Here is a 17,282-nt window from a genome sequence, read left to right on the forward strand (position 1 = left end):
TCCCCGACCCGTTACGGGGCACACGACGTCACCGGAAAGACCGGTGCGAATGACCAAGGAGGTCGCCATGAAACACGTCAATACCGTTGCTTCGGTCGTTCTACCGATGATGGCGGGGATCTCCCCTCTCGTCGAGAAACGCGACGAGAGAGGGCTCAGCCAGTCAACCGAAAACGCCATCTTGTTGGTGGGGGCGGTCTCGATAGCGACGGTGGTTGTTACCGTGATCAGGGGCTATGTGTCGTCAAACTTGCCGAAATGAGTCCAGGTCGATCCGAGCATCGACAGTGCCGGGAGCGTGGCGTTTCCGAGTCCCTCCAGTGGTCGCTGGTGTGGCCCGTCGTCCTGCTAGTAGTAGTCGCGGTCATTCAGACCGCGGTCGTCCTGCAAGCACGGGCCACCGTCACCGAAGCGGCCCGGGCAGCAGTTCGCGTGCAAGCTTTGCGAGGTTCGCGCGCGGGTGAAGCCGTGGCCACCGCGCGCGATGTCGCCCGGGCCTCGAAGGTGACCGACGTCACCGTCACAGTGAGTACGACCGATTCCCTCATCAGAGTCGATGTTGAAGGACGGGCTGCGGCACTCTTTGGCGCTGCTGTCGCGGTGAGGGGTCATGCAGTCGCCGTCGAGGAGGGGACATGATCTGGCCTTTCTATGGGGGAACGTCATGTCCTCTCGACCTCATCCACCGCGTGCGGTATCGACACCGCAATACCTGGCAGAACCGACGCCATCGGCGCTACCGCGGGGCAGTTGCTGTCGAAGCCGCACTCATCTTGCCTACCCTTCTCATGATTGCTGCGGTAGCCACCGGCGGCTGGCGAATTTCTGAAGTAAAGGCTGACGCCCAGTCGGCTGCCGAGGTTGCTGCTCGAGCTGGGTCAGTGGCCTCTTCGGCTGGTGACGGCATTGTCGTTGGGCAGCGCGCCGGCCTGGCTGAGTTGGCTGGCACCAGATGCAGTAACCCTGCAATTGCTGTGGACTCATCTGACCTTGCGCTTCCTGCCGGGTCCACTGGCACCACCTCAGCACGGGTGAGGTGCACCGTCAGACTGTCTGACCTCCTCGTCCCGGGAATGCCGGGAGCCTTCCACGTCGAGTCGGTGGCCCGCTCCACCCTCGACAGCCATCGGGAGCGATACTCATGAAGATCTCAACTGTCCGCGCCCGAGTACACGGCGCCTTGGCCATGGTTGCCCTCCTCACTCTGGTGGTGGGCTCCCCAGCTGCCCTCGTGTCATGGGGACACCTTGATGCCACCACCGTGTTGCGCCCAGCAGGATGGCTGACCCCTGACGACGGATCGGTGTTCCTCACCGTTGTCACCGTGATCGGCTGGGTGGCCTGGACAGTGTTCTGTGTCTGTGTCGTCGCCGAGGCTGTCGGAATGGCCACGAGTCAGCGTCATCACGTGAAGCTTCCTTGCCTGGGTGCGATTCAGGGGATCGCGGCAGGGCTGCTGGTGGCGAGCCTGACTGTGCTGTCACCACTGACGCGATCAGCTGTCCCACCCGCTCCGATATCGGTAGTGGCCACTGCGGCGGCCACCCCGCAGCCTGCGTCTGAGGCTCAGGCGAGCAGCGAGAACGACACGGAGCACGACGAAGACGTCATGACTGTCACAGTTGGCCCCCATGACGATCTGTGGACACTCGCCGAGACCTGGTATGGCGATGGCACTTCCTGGCGACGCATCGCCGCAGCCAACCCCGATGTCGACGTTGACCATCTCGTCGCCGGTCAGCGACTTGCTCTTCCAGGAGCCACGGTGACCGTGCCTGCCGGCCACACCGGCGCCGGTCGCCCGATCGATGCTGAGCAACTCAACCAGATCGCTGCGCAACCGGGGACGTCGAACGTTCGGACTGTCACTGTCGAGCAAGGGGACACCCTCAGTGGGATTGCTCAGACACAGTTAGGGGATGCCTCGTCCTGGCCAGCAATCTGGCATCTCAATGAGGGGATCATTGCGGACCCGGACTCCATCGAGCCCGGTTGGGAATTGGTCTTGCCGGACTCTCCAGCCGAGGACAAGCTGGCGTCTGGTCAGCACGCCGATGAGCAAGGCGGTGGGCGAGAACGCTCGGCTCCTGCCGAGGCGCCGATCACCGAGAGTACTCCGCCCGAGGCACTACCTGAGGTGGGTGACGACACTGCGGCTACTGTGAATGAGACGAGCGTCGACCCTCAAAAGGCTGCCGGGGCGGACCAGGTAGTGAGCATGGCTGAGGTCGGGCAAAACCCGGCCGAGATACTTCGGACGGCACTAGCTGGCCTGAGCTTGTTCCTGGCAGGTGGGGTTGCTGGCACAGTCACCACTCGGCGCTGCCAGCAACTCTTCGCCCGGCCGCTGGGAAGACGCATACCAGTCGTATCTGGAGAGCCCCGGCGGGCCAAGCGTGTTCTTGACGCCGCCGCAGATCAGCTCGACGAGTCTGCTTCACCGCAGGACACTGCTGCCCTCACTGACGCCATGACCCCGACCACCGTCGTGCTAGGAACGTATGACCCTCAGACGCCGGTCGTGGTGGACCTTGCCGATGTTGGCGGGGTATTAACAGTAAATGGCGCTGAAGACTTGGCTCCTGCGATGGTTGCCTCGATTAGCTTGTCCCTCGTTGCGGCACCCTGGAGCGGCGGTATCGACATCGTCGCGGTGGGTGACGATCTTGCTTGGCTGGCCCATACCGGCAGCGACGACGTACAACTCGCCGACGAGGGCGAGGTTGTCGAGGGGCTAGCTGACCTTTCCAACGAACCCAGCGAGTACCCCGGGACGATCACCAGGGTTGTCCTCTCCTCGAACCTTCTCGACCTTCCGAGCCCCGCGTCCCTTGCTGCAGCGGGCATTGTCGTTGTCATGCCAGGGGTCGGTGCCCAGGAGATCACCGTCACCGACTGCGACCATGCGGAGTTCAAGGGCCGGTCGTTTACCCCACAGATCGTCACTGCCCCAATGCGTCGTGCGGTTGTGGAATTGCTTGAGACCACCGCTCGGTCTGATACAGAGCCCGCCCCATGGTGGGAGCCGCGACGAGGCGAGGAGGAGGGATCCGATCCTCCACCGGTGATGGCCAATCCCTGCGCTGTGCTGCCGCCCATTGATGCCCATCTGCCCGTCGAGGAGGAAACTGTGACGTCGACTATGACGAGTGATGTCGCCCATCTGCCCGTCACCGGCGAACACGTGCCGTCGCCCATACTGCGGCTTCTCGGCCCGGTTGACCTGCTGGGGGCTCGGGGAAATCCGCCGACGAAGGCTCGACGCCAATGCCTGGAGTATTGCGCCTGGCTGCTGTGTCACCCAGGAGCGCGGTCGGTCCAGATGGCTGATGCACTCATGGTTGCCGAGCCGACCCGGCGCTCCAACGTCTCTCGCCTGCGCCGTTGGCTTGGCACCGATGACGCCGGTCGCCCCTACCTTCCGGAAGGATACGACGGTTCATTGCGCCTCGCAGACACAGTCACGAGCGACTGGGAAAGGCTCGAGCTACTGGTGTCTGGGGGAGTATCGACGGCTCCGCTAGCCAACCTTGTGAGCGCCCTTGACCTTGTCCGTGGGGCTCCTTTGGCTGATGCCGCTCCCGGCCAATGGCACTGGGCCGAGGAATGGCGGATCGACATGATCCAGATGGTTCGCGACATCGGGGTCGAGGTGGCCCGGAGAGCCATGGAAATGAGAGACGTCGAGCTGGCGTCCCGGGCTCTAGCCAGAGCTACCGTCGCCTGCCCCGAGGACGAGGTGTTGCTAGTGGCCCGCATCAAACTGGCGGATGAACTCGACGATCGCGGGGAGGTCGAAAGGCTGGTGTACGTACTGTCTCGTCAGGCGCGACGGCTTGGTGTGGACTTGTCAGAGGACACCATCACCGTCCTGCAAGAGGTGATGGAAGGTCGCGCGCGGGCCAGGGTGGTCTGAGGGTGTCCGCGATCAAGGTCGAGGGTGCCGCCACTATTGAGGCGTCACTCTTCGGAGTTACCCGTAGGCAACCCGCCAAGAGCGCTGCCCTTGTCAAAAACATCGTTACCATGGACTTGAGTTGCTAGCGCGAAGATTACGGCCACCACGACGTAGGCGATAGCTAGCCCGACTATGTGCGGGCCGGATAGTCCCTGGATGGGCAACACCAACGCAGCCAAGGCTGAACCTGCCACGAACATCGCGTTGTACACCATGTCGTAAGCGATGAACACGCGACCCTTGTAGACGTCAGTGATTTGTGCCTGACAAATGGTGTCGACACCGGCCTTGAGAGACTGGGCGAAGAGCCCGACGAGAAAGCCAGTCACGAGTAGACCCCAACGGTTAGGGATGGCACCGGGGAAGGCCTGGATGACCGCAGTTGCGATGAGGAGGGTGATAAGGGCACGACGCATTCCTAGGCGATGCACCAACATGGGCATGAAGCCTGCCGAGAGCACAAATCCGGCACCCATAGCTACAGCCCAGACCGTCATGTCTGCCATGGCTCCGTTGATGTCAGACTGCACATGGAATCGGTTACGGTACCCCAGAATCATCGCCACCGAATACACCCCGAACAGTACCCGCTGGGCGCCGATCAGCGTGAGGGAATGTCCCACCAGTGGCACCTTTCCCAGGTAGCGGAACCCATCCACCACATCCCCAGCTACCGCTCTCATCGTCCGGGAACGATCCACTAATGGCGGCCCAAGCTCCCGACGTGAAAACTGCAGCCCCAAGGCGACCGAGACTGCGAAGAGGGCCGCAGAAATGCAGAAAATGATCGTATCGGCGTGGTGCACAGGAATATGGCGTCCGGCAATCATGCGCACTGCTGCAGCAACAATCGCACCGATCATGAGCCCTAGCGGGCCAATCGTTGGCATGATTGACGATGCCGTCAGGTAGTCGCGCTTGTCGATGGTGTATTCCAACCCAGCGACCAAGGCGGTGAGCAAAAACCGGTTCAGGCTCATCGCGATGAGCAACCCAATGAGCAAGGCCAGGTGAGAGGGCTTATCGCGCGCACCACCCCAGACCAAGATCCCCAGCCCGATCGCAATAAGGCAGCGCAGACCATCGGTATAGACGAGGATGCGCTGACGCGACCAGCGGTCGAGCACGACGGAGACGAAGGGGCCAATGATGCTGAAGGGCAACAAGGTAATAGCCAACACCATGGCGATCGACCACGCGTCAGGCTGCTGCTCGGGGGAGAGTAGAACGTAGGAGGCCATCCCGACCTGTAGGGTGCCGTCAGCCGCCTGGGTGGCTACACGAACCCCGAGGATCTTGCGGAAATCGCGACGTCGCCACAGGTGGCGCAGTTTTTGCCAGAACACGTGGTCTCCTTCGGGCTGGCCTTTACTGATCTTAAAGGGTGAACCGAAGAACAGTCGCCGGGGCCATCTCAACGGCACGGCAAGGTTGGCCTTATTAGCGGCGCTGTAAGAACGAAGTGGCGTGAGTAGTTTGGCCCCGACACCCGTCGTGCGGCAACCCGGGGTGGGCTTGTGATGAGGGAGACATCATGACAGAACTCGAAAGGGCCTAGGATTCTTCTAGGAGAATCTAGGTGACACGTGACGACATCAAAACGCTACGCTGCCGCGACGAGCGAGATCATGGCCGGCCACCATGATGCGCTGCAGGTATGCAGAGAAGCGATCAACACGTCATGATTGGAGCTATGACGATGAAGTCGGATCTTGAAATTGCTCGGGAGGCTCACCTCGACCCTATCGAGAAGGTCGCAGCCCGGGCCGGCATTGATGCGAAGTATCTGGAGCCTTATGGGCGTGACGTTGCGAAGGTCGACCCTGACGTCATCAAAGACAACAGGGATCACCCTCGCGGTAAATATGTCGTCGTCACGGCCATGACCCCAACGCCCCTTGGCGAGGGCAAAACGACTACCGCTGTTGGTCTAGCCCAGGGACTAGAGAAGATCGGCAAGCACAGCGTCTTGGCCCTGCGCCAACCGTCGATGGGTCCGACGTTCGGAATCAAGGGCGGTGCCGCTGGCGCCGGGTACTCCCAAGTGCTGCCGATGGAGAAGCTCAATCTGCACCTGACCGGTGACTTCCACGCGATCGGCGCAGCTCACAACCTGCTTGCCGCCATGATCGACAACCACCTGCATCAAGGCAATGAACTCGACATCGAACCTCACTCGATCACGTGGCGTCGCGTTGTCGATATCAACGACCGTGCCCTGCGCAACACCATCGTCGGTCTGGGATCGAGGGTTGACGGGGTCCCCCGCGAGACCGGATTTGATATCACTGCTGCCAGCGAGGTTGGCGTCATCCTGGCCCTGGCCACCTCCTTGTCTGACCTGCGTGCTCGCTTGGGGCGCATTGTCGTCGGCTACAACCGTGCTAAGAAGCCAGTAACTGCCGAAGATCTGCACGCTGCCGGATCAATGGCTGTCATCCTCAAAGACGCCCTCAAGCCGAACTTGTTGCAAACCACCGAGAACAGCCCGGTACTCGTCCACGCTGGGCCCTTCGGCAATATCGCTACCGGCAACTCCTCGGTCATGGCAGACCGCGTCGGTATCGGTTGCGGCGACTACCTACTCACCGAGGCTGGCTTCGGCGCTGACATGGGAGCCGAGCGGTTCTTCAACATCAAATGCCGCATCGGCGGGATGCGCCCTGACGCTGCCGTCCTCGTCGTCACCGTGCGTGCCCTTAAGACCCACGCCGGTCGCTACCAGGTCGTCCCCGGAAAACCCTTGCCCGAGGCGATGCTCGAGGACAACCCTGACGACGTGCTTGCTGGTGGCGCTAACCTGCGTAAGCACATCGAGATTGTGCGCGAGTTTGGCGTCTCCCCGGTTGTCGCTCTCAATGTTTTCCCGACTGATTACCCCGACGAGATTGACGCGGTCCGTAAGGTCGCTGAGGCTGCCGGAGCCCACTTCGCCTCCTCGACCCACGTCGTCGATGGCGGTGGCGGTGCGGTCGACTTGGCTCGCGCGGTCGTCACAGCCTGTGACCAGAAGACCGCCTTCCGCTACACCTATGACCTTGAGGATTCCTTGGTCGAGAAACTCACCAAAATTGCTACCAAGGTTTACGGGGCTGACGGGATCGACATCGCCCCGGCGGCAGCTAAGGAATTGGCCCACTTCGAGGACCTCGGCTACGGCACATTCCCGGTCGTCATCGCGAAAACTCATCTGTCCCTGTCCCATGACCCATCCCTCAAGGGTGCCCCGACCGGGTGGCGGCTGCCCGTGCGCGAGGTGAGGGCTGCCGTCGGAGCTGGGTACATCTACGCGATTTGCGGCGACATGCGCACTATGCCGGGTCTGGGCCGTCACCCGGCTGCCGAAAGGATTGATATCGACGATAACGGCGAGACCATCGGACTTTTCTGACACCAGCGGTTCGGGGACGCGGAACGGTACCGCGTCCCCGAGCTAGTTTCATGCGGGGGTGGTTTGTCGCAGGGGATGTCGTACCCTCAATTCGTGGCCAGCAAACGAACCGAGGATGCCCGCCTCCGTATGGAGTTTGAGGAGAAAGCGCGCCGTCAGGAAGCTGCGCAGGCTCAGCGACTTATTGACGATTTTCTCGTTACGGCTCGCGTTAAGGGGATGACACCAGTGCCACTGCGTGCCCAACTTATGGACGGTCACGAGGCGCGCACTGACAAACGAGGCTGGTACCTCAACGCTCAACATTCCCTCGCCATCGGGGAGAACGGGGAGTATTACCACCTCGTCGTGCCCGGCGGTGCTGTCGAGCGACTGCGCGGGGTCAAGCTTCACCCTTCCCTGCCACCGATGCACATTGGCCGAGGTGGTCGCGACGGTGAGACTGGAGACCTCAAAGAGTTCTTAACGTGGCTGATTGACCGTCGTTAGGCTTCGACGGTCGCCGCGGTGTGACGCTGACCACCTATTCGACGGCGGCTCTTGGACTTCAAGTAGTCACGTCCGAACCATGCTGTCACCACGATCGCGCTGGCGAGGAATCCCCAGGGGATGAGACGCATGCCCAGGATGGTGTGGTCGCGTACCGTCACGATGGCGTCATCTGGATGACTCGGTGTGGCCTGGATAACCAGATCGACCTTCTGACCCACGTGGTACTTCTTAACGTCCCGGTAGGGGTTCGATGAGACCGTGTCCGTCACCCCATCGTAGGTATACGAAATGAGCGCAACATGGCCGCCTTCAGCGTGCATGAGGTACCGGGTGGCGCCCGTGCTGACTGAGTGGTGCAAGTAGACAGCTGTAACGGTGCCCTGGATGATCTGACCATCATGGATGAAATCGTCGCTGCGGTCAGCCAGTACGAGGTACAGGCCCCCCACGGTCGCGAGATAGATCACGCCGAGCAAAGCCATGACACGCTTGAACTTCGTCACAGCGAACAGCATACGTTGCACCCATCACAACCCTCTTCATGACGCGGCGAGTAGCTCGTCACGGCGCTGCCGCATGGCCCTACTCGCCCGAGAACAGTGAGCTCGCACCGCTGTGGCACTGGTGTTGTGGCGTTGTGCGGCGGTAGCGCAGTCCAATGCCTCCACCCACACACTGCGCAATATTGGCGCGCTGGCCGGGGTGATGATTCCGAGCTTCTCAGCTGAGCTGAGCAGGTCCGACGCGACCCGCCCTGGCTCGTGAACCTCTGGTGCGCTGACGTCGATCGATTCGACAAGGGTCTCCCGGCTGCTGCGTTGGCGTCGAGATGAGATGGCATGCAGACAGTCCAAGGCCACATTCAGGCACACCTTATTGGTACGGGACAAAGGGAAATTGGCGATAATCACCCAAGCCTCACCGATGTAATCGTCCAGACAGGCCTGACGATCGCGGCTGGCGATCATGACCAGGGTGGGAATAACCGCCTGGATCAGTGCCATCCCGGCGAATTCGGTGGTTTGGCCTGCCCCACTTCGGACGGCGATGAGGGCGCGAAGCGCGGCAGCGTCGTCTTGGCGCAGTTGCTGGGGAAGGTTCTCTGGGCGGCACCCGCGACAGATCAAGTCAATGTGCCATGAGGCGCGGGGGTGGGAGCACAACTCCTGCCAGAGGCAGCGGAGGCGGCGGGCTGTGGTGGACGTGCAGGTCATGGCAACACCTTTCGGGTGGGCGATGCCCTAAGCCCATCAGCATGGTGTTGTCTGCGGTGTTGCCCACATCGGTCTAGGTGTTGTCCTTCTGCACGCGGGTGTTGTCCGCTTAACCGTTGCGAAAAACCGGCCGTGCCCCCAAGGACACGGCCGGTTCATCACATGCTGACTTCCTGTACGAGGCCTCACTCGTCGGCGAGAGCCTCAGTCGGAATCGCCTTGGCAGCCCGCCTACCCGGCAACACCGAGGCCAGGCATGCCGCCACCAGGCAGATCGCGACAAGGCCGAGGGTCCATGGCCAATCGATTGAGAAGTGCAATGGGATGGTGTCCGAGGCGACCCGGAATACCGACCGGATGCCCAGCCAGGCGAAGTAGAACCCAGCTACCATCCCGACGATGACGCCGACCATTCCGACCTGGATCGACTCGTACAGCAGCATCAACCTCAATCCACGCCTCTGCATGCCCATGGCTCGCAACAGTGCAGACTCCCGACGTCGCTCCAACACCGACAGGCTCAACGTGTTGGCCACGCCGATGAGGGCGATGAGCACTGCCACGCCGAGCAAGGCCGTCATCACCATCAGCAGGAAGTTGAGGATCAGCTCGACGATGCCGCCGATGAGGGCACCTCCACCGATGTCCATGTGCTGCGAATCATTACTCGGCATGGACGTCATGACCGTCAGAATCGAGGCCAGATTGCTACGGTCATTCAAGTGGACCCAGATGGACTGGTCACCCACGGAAGGCACGATCTTCTCCATGTCCTCCTGACTGACCACGACGTCGTCTTCAGAAAGCCCGTGGACCTTCGTGACGTTGAGAGTCACCTTGCCCTTGGAAGACGCGAAGGTCATGGTCTTTGGCGGGTTGCTTACAGAGGTCACCAGTGCGACCCCCGGCTTCATCTCCTTGGCGATTGAGGGTGCTACCTTGGCGATCTCGTCAGGGTTTCCGGACAATATATGGGCGTGAGGGGACAGATCACTGTCGGCAAACCCACCCTTGAGGACGATGGAGTCCTTAACGTTCGGCAGGTCTTGCACCGTCTTGACGGCCGATTTGTCGAGAGTCCCCGTCGTCTCCTGGCCGGTATGCCGGTCGTAGGACGGGCGGTTCGTGAGGGTGACGTCGATGGGGAAATGCTCGTTGATCTGGTCCATGACCGTCGTGCGCGTCGTCGAGATACCCACCTGCAAGGTCACTGACAAACCGATAGCCAACATGAGGGCTACCGCAGTCAGAGAAGTGCGAGTCGGGTTGCGGTTGGCATTTGAGGTTGATAGCCGGGCGGTCGGCCCGAGCGGCCGTAGGAGGAATCCCATGGCGCGGATCAACCACGGCACATACAGCGGGGTCGCGATGAGCAAAGTCGCAGACAGGCAGACTGCTGACAAAATCGCCATCACGATGATCGATGTGCCGGTCCCAACTATTGCGCCCACAGATAGTGCTATCCCAGCCACTGCAAGCAAAGAGCAGATGATGATCCTTGCGATACCGGTGCGACGCTTCTGCTCCACCGTCGGTACTGGGCGCAATGCCTCCAACGGAGCCACTCGGGTTGCCCGCAATGCCGGCAGGAAGGCCGCCAGCACAGTGATGGCAATGCCAATGAGGAACTCGACGATAATGTCCCCCCACGGCCACGTTAACCCGAAAGCCAAGGCCCCGGTATAGGCTACGCCGGCAACGGTTAACAGGATGCCGAGCACGACCCCCAGCGCAGATCCGAGGACACCGAGCACGATCGCCTCGGCGAGGACACGTCGTCTCACCTGCCCGCTCGACGCCCCAACAGCCCTCATGAGGCCGATTTGGCGACGTCGCTGAGCCAACAAGATGAGGAACGTCGTCGTGATGATGATCGCTCCCACCAGCAGGGCGACAGCACCGAAGACCATGAGCATGTACTTGGTGACGTCGAAGTCCTGGGTGAGGTCATTGATGGTTTTCTTCTGGAAAGAGGCAGCTGTCGAGATCGTGGCGCCGGTGTCGCCGTGAGTATTGAACTGCGGCGCGTCCTTGACCTTCGGCAGGGTCTTTTCGAGGTTGGCGACGAGTTGCTCGGGCGTCGTTCCGTTCTTGGCCTTGACGACCCAGGTGTCGGGGTCTTGGCTAGGGAGCAGGCTCACGTAGGCCGGAGCGGTTTGCAGAGCCGAGGGATCGTCGGTGATGCCGACCACCTTGACGCTATGACCGCTCAACTCGACGGTATCGCCAATGCCGGCGTGGAGATCCTTAGCGGCGTCCTCAGACAGAGCGACCTCGTTGGCCTTCGAGGGCCAGGACCCATCCTTGATCGCCGACCAGCGGAAGGGCTCTGACGGAACCTGGTGGAGGTCGATCATCACCGAATCGTGATTGTGGGCTGCCGGCATGGACATCGACGACACGGTGTCAACGGCCCCGACTCCCTGGGTTTCCTTAATGGCCTGGGTGACCGCATTGGGGTCGGCATCAGTTCCGCCGGTGTCGACGACGACGTCGGCCTTCGAGGTGGCGACGGCCTGTTCCTTGCCGAGTGCCACACCCTGGGTGCGTACGAACATCGAGATGCCGACGAGAAACCCGACCGATACGGCAATGGCAATAAGGGTTGCGGCCACCCGACCTGGATGGTGGCGCAGCTCTCTGAGAGCCTCAGTGAACATCAGCCCTCCAATCCGGCCATTGCCTCACTCACCGATTCGGCGGTGGGAGAGGCAAGGTCGTCGACGATATGACCGTCTAACAACATGAGGGCGCGGTCGGCATAGGATGCAGCCTTCGCGTCGTGAGTGACCATGATGATCGTCTGTCCCAGATCGTCGACGCAGTGGCGCAGGTAACCCAACAAGTTTGCGCCTGACTTTGAGTCCAACGCGCCGGTGGGCTCGTCAGCGAAGACGACGTGCGGCTTGGTGATCATGGCTCGGGCGCAAGCGACGCGCTGCTGCTGGCCGCCCGACATCTCCGAGGGACGATGCTTAAGCCGGTCGCCGATACCCAGACCGGTGATCAACTGATCCCACAGCGCCATATCAGGCTTGCGGCCAGCCAGGTCCAGAGGCAGCAGGATGTTTTCCTCGGCGGTGAGCATCGGCAGCAGGTTGAACGACTGAAAGATAAACCCGACATTGTCGCGGCGCAGGGTCGTCAGCTTGGCGTCAGGAAGACTCGAAATCTCGTTGCCAGCCAGGAATACTCGCCCGGAGGTGATACGGTCCAGGCCAGCCAGACAGTGCATGAGGGTCGACTTGCCGGATCCTGACGGGCCCATGATCGCGGTGAAGGTGCCACGGGTGAAGCGAACGTCGATCGAGTTCAGAGCAGTGACGCGGGTCTCCCCCTGCCCGAAGACCTTGGTGAGTTGCATACCGGCTGCGGCATCGGTCTCGATGGGAGTGTTGAGGAGTCCGGGAGCGAGGCCGCCATGTCGCAGTGGTTCGAACGGTCTCGGCTCGCTCGGCATCGCATGGCTCGGCCAGTGCTGGGGTTCGTCGGATTCGTAAAGTCGGTCGTGGTCGCTCATGATGCCTTTCATGGTTCCCGAAGAGAGCATCGACTAGTAGCTAGCTGATGCTCCTCACGCCTGAGGTGACGTGAAAATTAAGAAGGACATTGAGGATGCCCAGTATTGAGTACTGCTTAGGTACCTCAAATGAGGCCGACCTCATGGGCAAACAGTACGAGGCCAACCCTGTCACGGCACTCTAATTTCGATAGTAGTCGGCCAATGTGAGTTTTTACAGTGCCCTCTGCCATGTAGAGGGTCTGCGCGATTTCGGCGTTCGTCGCTCCCTTAGCAATCTCCACCAACACTTCCCTCTCGCGATCCGTCAGGACCGACAGCCTTTTATCTGCGGCCTTGGGATCGTTGGGCAGGGTGGGGACGACGTGGTCGAGCAGACGGCGGGTTGCTGACGGCGCAACGACGGCGTCGCCGTCAGCAACGTTGCGGATAGCGCTCAGCAGCTCCGTGGGGCGGGCATCCTTGAGGAGGAACCCCGAGGCGCCGGCTTTGAGTGCGGCGTACACGTACTCGTCGAGGTCAAAGGTGGTAAGAATCAGCACCCTAGTATCTAGCGGGGAGGCTGTGATGCGTCGGGTGGCCTCAACACCGTCCATCTGCGGCATCCGGATGTCCATGAGAGCGACGTCGACAGGCATTCGACGCAGCACGTCAAGGGCCTCGACGCCATTTGACGCCTCCGCGACGACCTCCATGTCGTCCTCGGACTCGATGAGCATGCGAAACCCCGAACGGACCAAGGACTGGTCGTCAACGAGGATGACGCGAATCGGATCGGGCATGGCACCTCCAGCTGCTTGTCAGTCGAAGCTTACCTACCGCGTGCCGTGCAGGAATGTGTCGATCTCAGGATTTGCGGGGTCGTAATGGTCGCCGCACCAGGTCTCGGCGAATCGCTCTAGACGCTGATCGGTCGAGTGAAAAAGGAGGAACAGCGTCGCGCCGTGGGCAATCATGGCGGGCAAGACGGATGCGCCTGGTAGGCGTAGCAAGAACGCGAGAACGAACAGGATGAGCGCAGGCCAGGTCATTGCAGAGAACGCCAGCATCGTCTTCTTGGCGATGGCGGTCCTCATCGCGCTCGCCGGTTAGTTTGGTGGGAAACGGGCGCAGTATCAGGCCAAGGATCAATGCCACAAGCCACGATGCAACCGGGATGCCTAATGATTCGACGAGCGGTGCGTGGGATTCCGGGAGGATTACCCACGCATCCAGTCCGAATAACCCAAGCGCTACAGCCACGGTGAGGAGCATGAAGTCCAGGCTTCTCGTGATGCCATGAGTTAACACAGCGCAATAGTATTTCATGCCGCGACTGTCCAAGTCGGGGTTGGGCCTCTCCTTGATGTGGCTTAACTCTTGACTGCTCCCTCCGAGATGCCGGCGATGAGTTGCTTGGCGCCAGCGGCAAACACAAAGAGCAGCGGAACGACAGCAATGAGCGAAGAAGCCATGAGCATGCCGTAGTCGGTGCCGTGTGCTGTCTTGAGTTGACTCAAGGCCACCTGCAGGGTCAATTTGCTGGGGTCGTTGAGGACGATAAGGGGCCACATGAAGTCGTTCCACGAGCCGATGAAGGTGAAGATCCCCAAGAATGCCATGGCAGGACGAATAATCGGTAGACACACGTGCGTGTACTGGTGCCAGAACCCGCACCCATCGAGCGTGGCGGCCTCCAGCAGTTCCTTGGGGATGGCGTTCGTGGCGTACTGGCGCAGCCAAAACACGCCGAACGAGCTGGCCAGGGAGGGCACGATGACGGCCTTAAGATCGCCTACCCATCCGATCTTGCTCATGAGGACGAACTGCGGAATCGTCGCTAGTTGGGTGGGTAGCAGGAATGTCGCTAGGACAGCGGAGAAGAGCAGGTTCTTGCCGGGAAAATCGAACTTAGCGAAGGCGAAGGCCGCCAGCGACGAGATGAGCAGCACGAGCACAGCGACCGTGGTCGCCACCAAAGCCGTATTGGCCATAGCCGCCCAGATGTTGATCTTGCCGGCGATGGTGTGGACATTCTCGCCCAGACGGTCGCCGGGGGTGAGAACCGGAGGGTACCGGTAGATCACCGAGGACGGTCGGCTGGCCAGCACGAACATCCAGTAGAACGGGAACAGCGAGATCAGCCCGCCCAGAATGAGGAATAGGTGTCGGAAGAACGCCCCGATGTGCACACGGCGTCTCATCGCGACACCTTGCGATCATGCTCACGAGTGACCAGCCAGTTGATGATTGAGAAGAACAGCACAACGACGAATACTCCCCAGGCGATCGTCGCACCATAGCCAAACCGGTTTTCCTGGAAGGCCACTGAGTAGAAGTAGAGCACCATCGTCAGACCGGAGTTGTTTACCCCGCCTGCCGAGGCTGCCCCGGCGGACTGGGAGCTCGTGAGCACCTGCGCCTCGGTGAAGCTCTGTAACGAACCGATTGTCGACATGAGGGTGATGAACAAGACGATGGCGCGCAGCTGGGGCAAGGTAACGTGGAAAAACGTCTGCCACCCGTTGGCTCCGTCGATGGCAGCCGCCTCATACTGCGTCTTGTCGATGGCCTGCAGACCGGCGAGAATGAGCAGTGCGTTATAGCCGACGAATGACCACACCGTCAACGACGAGATGGCGATCTTGATGCCCCACTCGCTTTGCAACCAGGCGATATTTTCCTGGCCTAGCAGGTTGCGCACGGCATTGGCCAGGCCAAACTGGCTGGAAAAGATCGAGCTGAATAGGATGCCCATAGCCACCATGGACGTGATGTTCGGCACCAGATAGATGACCCGGTAGGTCGTAGAGAACCGCATCGTCTTGTTAAGCATGAGGGCGACGATCGTGGCGATGATGAGTGTCGGGATCGTGCCCATCGCCCACAGAATGAGCGTGTTGCCTAGCGACTTGTAGAACAGGTGGTCGCTGATGAGATACCTGAAATTTTCTAGGCCGACGAAGTTGGCGCTCCCCAAGCCGGACCAGTCAGTGAAGGCTAGTAGCAGGGTGAACACCATCGGTATAGCCGCGAAGACGAGGAAAAAGAAGAAATACGGGCTCAAAGCGGCATAGATAGGCAACGCCTTGCGCATTCGCCGGCCCACGGAGGGACGACGCAGCTCATCGGTGAGCGTGGCGGTGACGATATGTGGCGAACTCATCTCGGTACAGACGCCTCACTTGACGGTGAGATGCAGTTGTCCGGCGATGCGCTTGGCCTCGGAGACGGCATCTTGCCAGGCAGTTTCCGGATTCTTCCCCGAGGATTCGACTCGCTCGAGCTGAGCCGCGAACGGGGCGGAGACGGCACCGGAGTTCGAGTCCTCGAAAAGTGGACGTACCGATTCGGCAGCCTTGCCGAAGACCTTCGCAGCATGCTGGCCGCCAAGGAAGTCCACTGGACCCGAGACTTTCGGGTCGTCATAGGCTTTCGGGGAGACGGGAAAGTTGCCATTGTGGACGTACTCGCGTATCTGGGACTGTACGCTGAGCAGTTCGCGGATCGCGGCGAAGGATGCCTTGGGATCTGAGGCGCCGGCGGGGATGGACAGGGATGAACCGCCCTGGTTGATGGCCGGGCCGGGGTGGGCGCACACCCGCCACTTTCCTTTGGTCTGGGGAGCGTCAACCATGAGGTCGGCCAGGTGCCAGGAGGCACCGAAATCGGCAGGCAAACGTCCCTCGTTGACGGCGGCTGCGGCATCGGAGGTGTCGGACTTGATCGTGGCAACGATGCCGGCCTTCAGCGCCTTGACGGTGATGTTCCAGGCGTTGCGAATGTGGTCCTGGTCGCCGATGAAGGTTTTCTTTTCGTCAATGAATCCCTTGCCCGACTGCGGCCAGATCGTGTCGAACAAGCCAGCGGCGTTGCGCACCAGGTAGGTCTTCTCCTTGGCAGCCAGCAACTTAGTACCGAACTCGATGAAGGCATCCCAGGTAGTTATCTGAGCGGCGACCTGGTCGGGATCGCTGGGCAGTTTGGCCTGCTCGAAGATGTCAGCCCGGTAGAACAGAGCTGTGGGGCCGATGTCGGAGGGGATTCCCAGCTGCTTGCCATCAGTGGTGGTGGCCTGGGCCCACTTCCAGGCCAGGTAGTCAGATTTGATGTCTTTGGCGCCAAGAGTATTGAGATCGACGAAGTATCCGGCGTGGTCCCGGAAGAAGGCGATGTCCTCGCCCTTGACACCGGTAAGATCGGGCAGCCCGGAGCCTGCGGTGAAGGTTGTGGTGAGCTTCTGCTTGAAATCACCGCCGATGATGTCCTGACGCACGCTATAGGACGGCTGCGCCTTAGCGACGGCAGCCAGCGTCTGCTTGTCGAAGCCTTCTGGCCAGATCCACAGGACGAGCTTCTTAGCGTCACCGGCACCCTTGTCCGACGCGGGCTCGGTGGAGGTGGAGCATCCGGTTAACGCCGACACTCCCAACATGCCCAGCCCGGTGAAGCCGCCGGAGAGCAGATGACGACGCGACAGATTCATGAGGTCCCTCCTTGGGGTTGAACGGGAATCGGCACCGACAAAATTGCTCAAAAATGTTCATATGGAGGCGGGCTTCGAACCATCCCCTCCTGGTGCGGACGCCTTTTCAGGGAAATTCAGGGCTCGTATACCCGCCAGGGACCTAGGGTGTCACGACTGTGTGCAACCGAGGTTAACTGTAGGTGATCTCCAGGCAACAACCTTGTCAATGCTTGATTCGAGTGTGATCAAACCAACCGATA

At 60.8% G+C, this 17,282-nt stretch carries 15 protein-coding genes and 1 pseudogene; 6 read left to right on the plus strand and 10 right to left on the minus strand.

What is annotated here, in order from left to right:
* Positions 1-49: 49 nt before the first annotated feature.
* Genes A5483_RS00495 through A5483_RS00510 form a run of 4 tightly spaced genes read left to right on the plus strand, consistent with a single transcriptional unit; the run spans position 50 to position 3,916 of the window.
* Positions 50-262, plus strand: a complete 213-nt coding sequence (locus A5483_RS00495) for a hypothetical protein (protein ID WP_063810671.1) — start codon at positions 50-52, stop codon at positions 260-262.
* Positions 259-639 (plus strand): TadE/TadG family type IV pilus assembly protein, encoded by a 381-nt coding sequence (locus A5483_RS00500; RefSeq protein ID WP_176607917.1) that lies wholly within the window; start codon positions 259-261, stop codon positions 637-639. Before A5483_RS00495 ends, A5483_RS00500 begins: the two co-directional genes overlap by 4 nt.
* Positions 636-1,145 (plus strand): TadE/TadG family type IV pilus assembly protein, encoded by a 510-nt coding sequence (locus tag A5483_RS00505; protein ID WP_002550137.1) that lies wholly within the window; start codon positions 636-638, stop codon positions 1,143-1,145. The genes A5483_RS00500 and A5483_RS00505 overlap by 4 nt, the downstream gene beginning before the upstream one ends.
* Positions 1,142-3,916, plus strand: coding sequence for a LysM peptidoglycan-binding domain-containing protein (locus A5483_RS00510; protein WP_063810673.1), 2,775 nt, complete (start codon positions 1,142-1,144; stop codon positions 3,914-3,916). Before A5483_RS00505 ends, A5483_RS00510 begins: the two co-directional genes overlap by 4 nt.
* 44 nt (positions 3,917-3,960) lie before the next feature.
* On the opposite strand, the gene A5483_RS00515 is transcribed toward A5483_RS00510, so the two are convergent.
* Complete coding sequence (locus A5483_RS00515) at positions 3,961-5,358, minus strand: MFS transporter (RefSeq protein WP_193790415.1); 1,398 nt, start codon at positions 5,356-5,358, stop codon at positions 3,961-3,963.
* Positions 5,359-5,639: 281 nt separating this feature from the next.
* Here A5483_RS00515 and A5483_RS00520 point away from each other — a divergent pair, with 281 nt between their 5' ends.
* Both A5483_RS00520 and A5483_RS00525 read left to right on the plus strand, forming a co-directional pair.
* Positions 5,640-7,349, plus strand: coding sequence for a formate--tetrahydrofolate ligase (locus A5483_RS00520; RefSeq protein WP_193790416.1), 1,710 nt, complete (start codon positions 5,640-5,642; stop codon positions 7,347-7,349).
* A gap of 75 nt (positions 7,350-7,424) precedes the next feature.
* Positions 7,425-7,838, plus strand: coding sequence for a hypothetical protein (locus tag A5483_RS00525; protein WP_063810677.1), 414 nt, complete (start codon positions 7,425-7,427; stop codon positions 7,836-7,838).
* Here the strand turns inward: A5483_RS00525 and A5483_RS00530 are convergent.
* The 9 genes and pseudogenes from A5483_RS00530 to A5483_RS00570 form a co-directional block, all read right to left on the minus strand.
* The gene (locus A5483_RS00530; protein WP_063810679.1) at positions 7,835-8,356 is read right to left on the minus strand and encodes a hypothetical protein; all 522 of its coding nucleotides are present in this window, start codon (positions 8,354-8,356) and stop codon (positions 7,835-7,837) included. The genes A5483_RS00525 and A5483_RS00530 overlap by 4 nt on opposite strands.
* Before the next feature lie 24 nt (positions 8,357-8,380).
* Positions 8,381-9,055: a hypothetical protein gene (locus A5483_RS00535; protein ID WP_063810681.1), complete on the minus strand. Its 675-nt coding sequence runs from the start codon at positions 9,053-9,055 to the stop codon at positions 8,381-8,383.
* A gap of 185 nt (positions 9,056-9,240) precedes the next feature.
* Positions 9,241-11,715: an ABC transporter permease gene (locus A5483_RS00540; RefSeq protein WP_063810683.1), complete on the minus strand. Its 2,475-nt coding sequence runs from the start codon at positions 11,713-11,715 to the stop codon at positions 9,241-9,243.
* The gene (locus A5483_RS00545; RefSeq protein WP_193790403.1) at positions 11,715-12,587 is read right to left on the minus strand and encodes an ABC transporter ATP-binding protein; all 873 of its coding nucleotides are present in this window, start codon (positions 12,585-12,587) and stop codon (positions 11,715-11,717) included. The genes A5483_RS00540 and A5483_RS00545 overlap by 1 nt, the downstream gene beginning before the upstream one ends.
* Positions 12,588-12,700: 113 nt before the next feature.
* Complete coding sequence (locus A5483_RS00550; RefSeq protein ID WP_002550146.1) at positions 12,701-13,357, minus strand: response regulator; 657 nt, start codon at positions 13,355-13,357, stop codon at positions 12,701-12,703.
* A gap of 33 nt (positions 13,358-13,390) precedes the next feature.
* A pseudogene (locus tag A5483_RS12190) lies at positions 13,391-13,883 on the minus strand (hypothetical protein).
* Positions 13,884-13,927: 44 nt separating this feature from the next.
* Positions 13,928-14,758 carry a carbohydrate ABC transporter permease gene (locus A5483_RS00560; protein WP_063810687.1) on the minus strand — a complete coding sequence of 277 codons (831 nt, stop codon included), beginning with the start codon at positions 14,756-14,758 and terminating at the stop codon, positions 13,928-13,930.
* Positions 14,755-15,651 (minus strand): carbohydrate ABC transporter permease, encoded by an 897-nt coding sequence (locus tag A5483_RS00565; RefSeq protein WP_042843207.1) that lies wholly within the window; start codon positions 15,649-15,651, stop codon positions 14,755-14,757. Before A5483_RS00565 ends, A5483_RS00560 begins: the two co-directional genes overlap by 4 nt.
* A gap of 84 nt (positions 15,652-15,735) precedes the next feature.
* Positions 15,736-17,040 (minus strand): ABC transporter substrate-binding protein, encoded by a 1,305-nt coding sequence (locus A5483_RS00570; RefSeq protein WP_002550083.1) that lies wholly within the window; start codon positions 17,038-17,040, stop codon positions 15,736-15,738.
* Positions 17,041-17,282: the final 242 nt, after the last annotated feature.

This window comes from Cutibacterium namnetense, from assembly GCF_001642025.1.
In the GTDB taxonomy this organism is placed as follows: domain Bacteria; phylum Actinomycetota; class Actinomycetes; order Propionibacteriales; family Propionibacteriaceae; genus Cutibacterium; species Cutibacterium namnetense.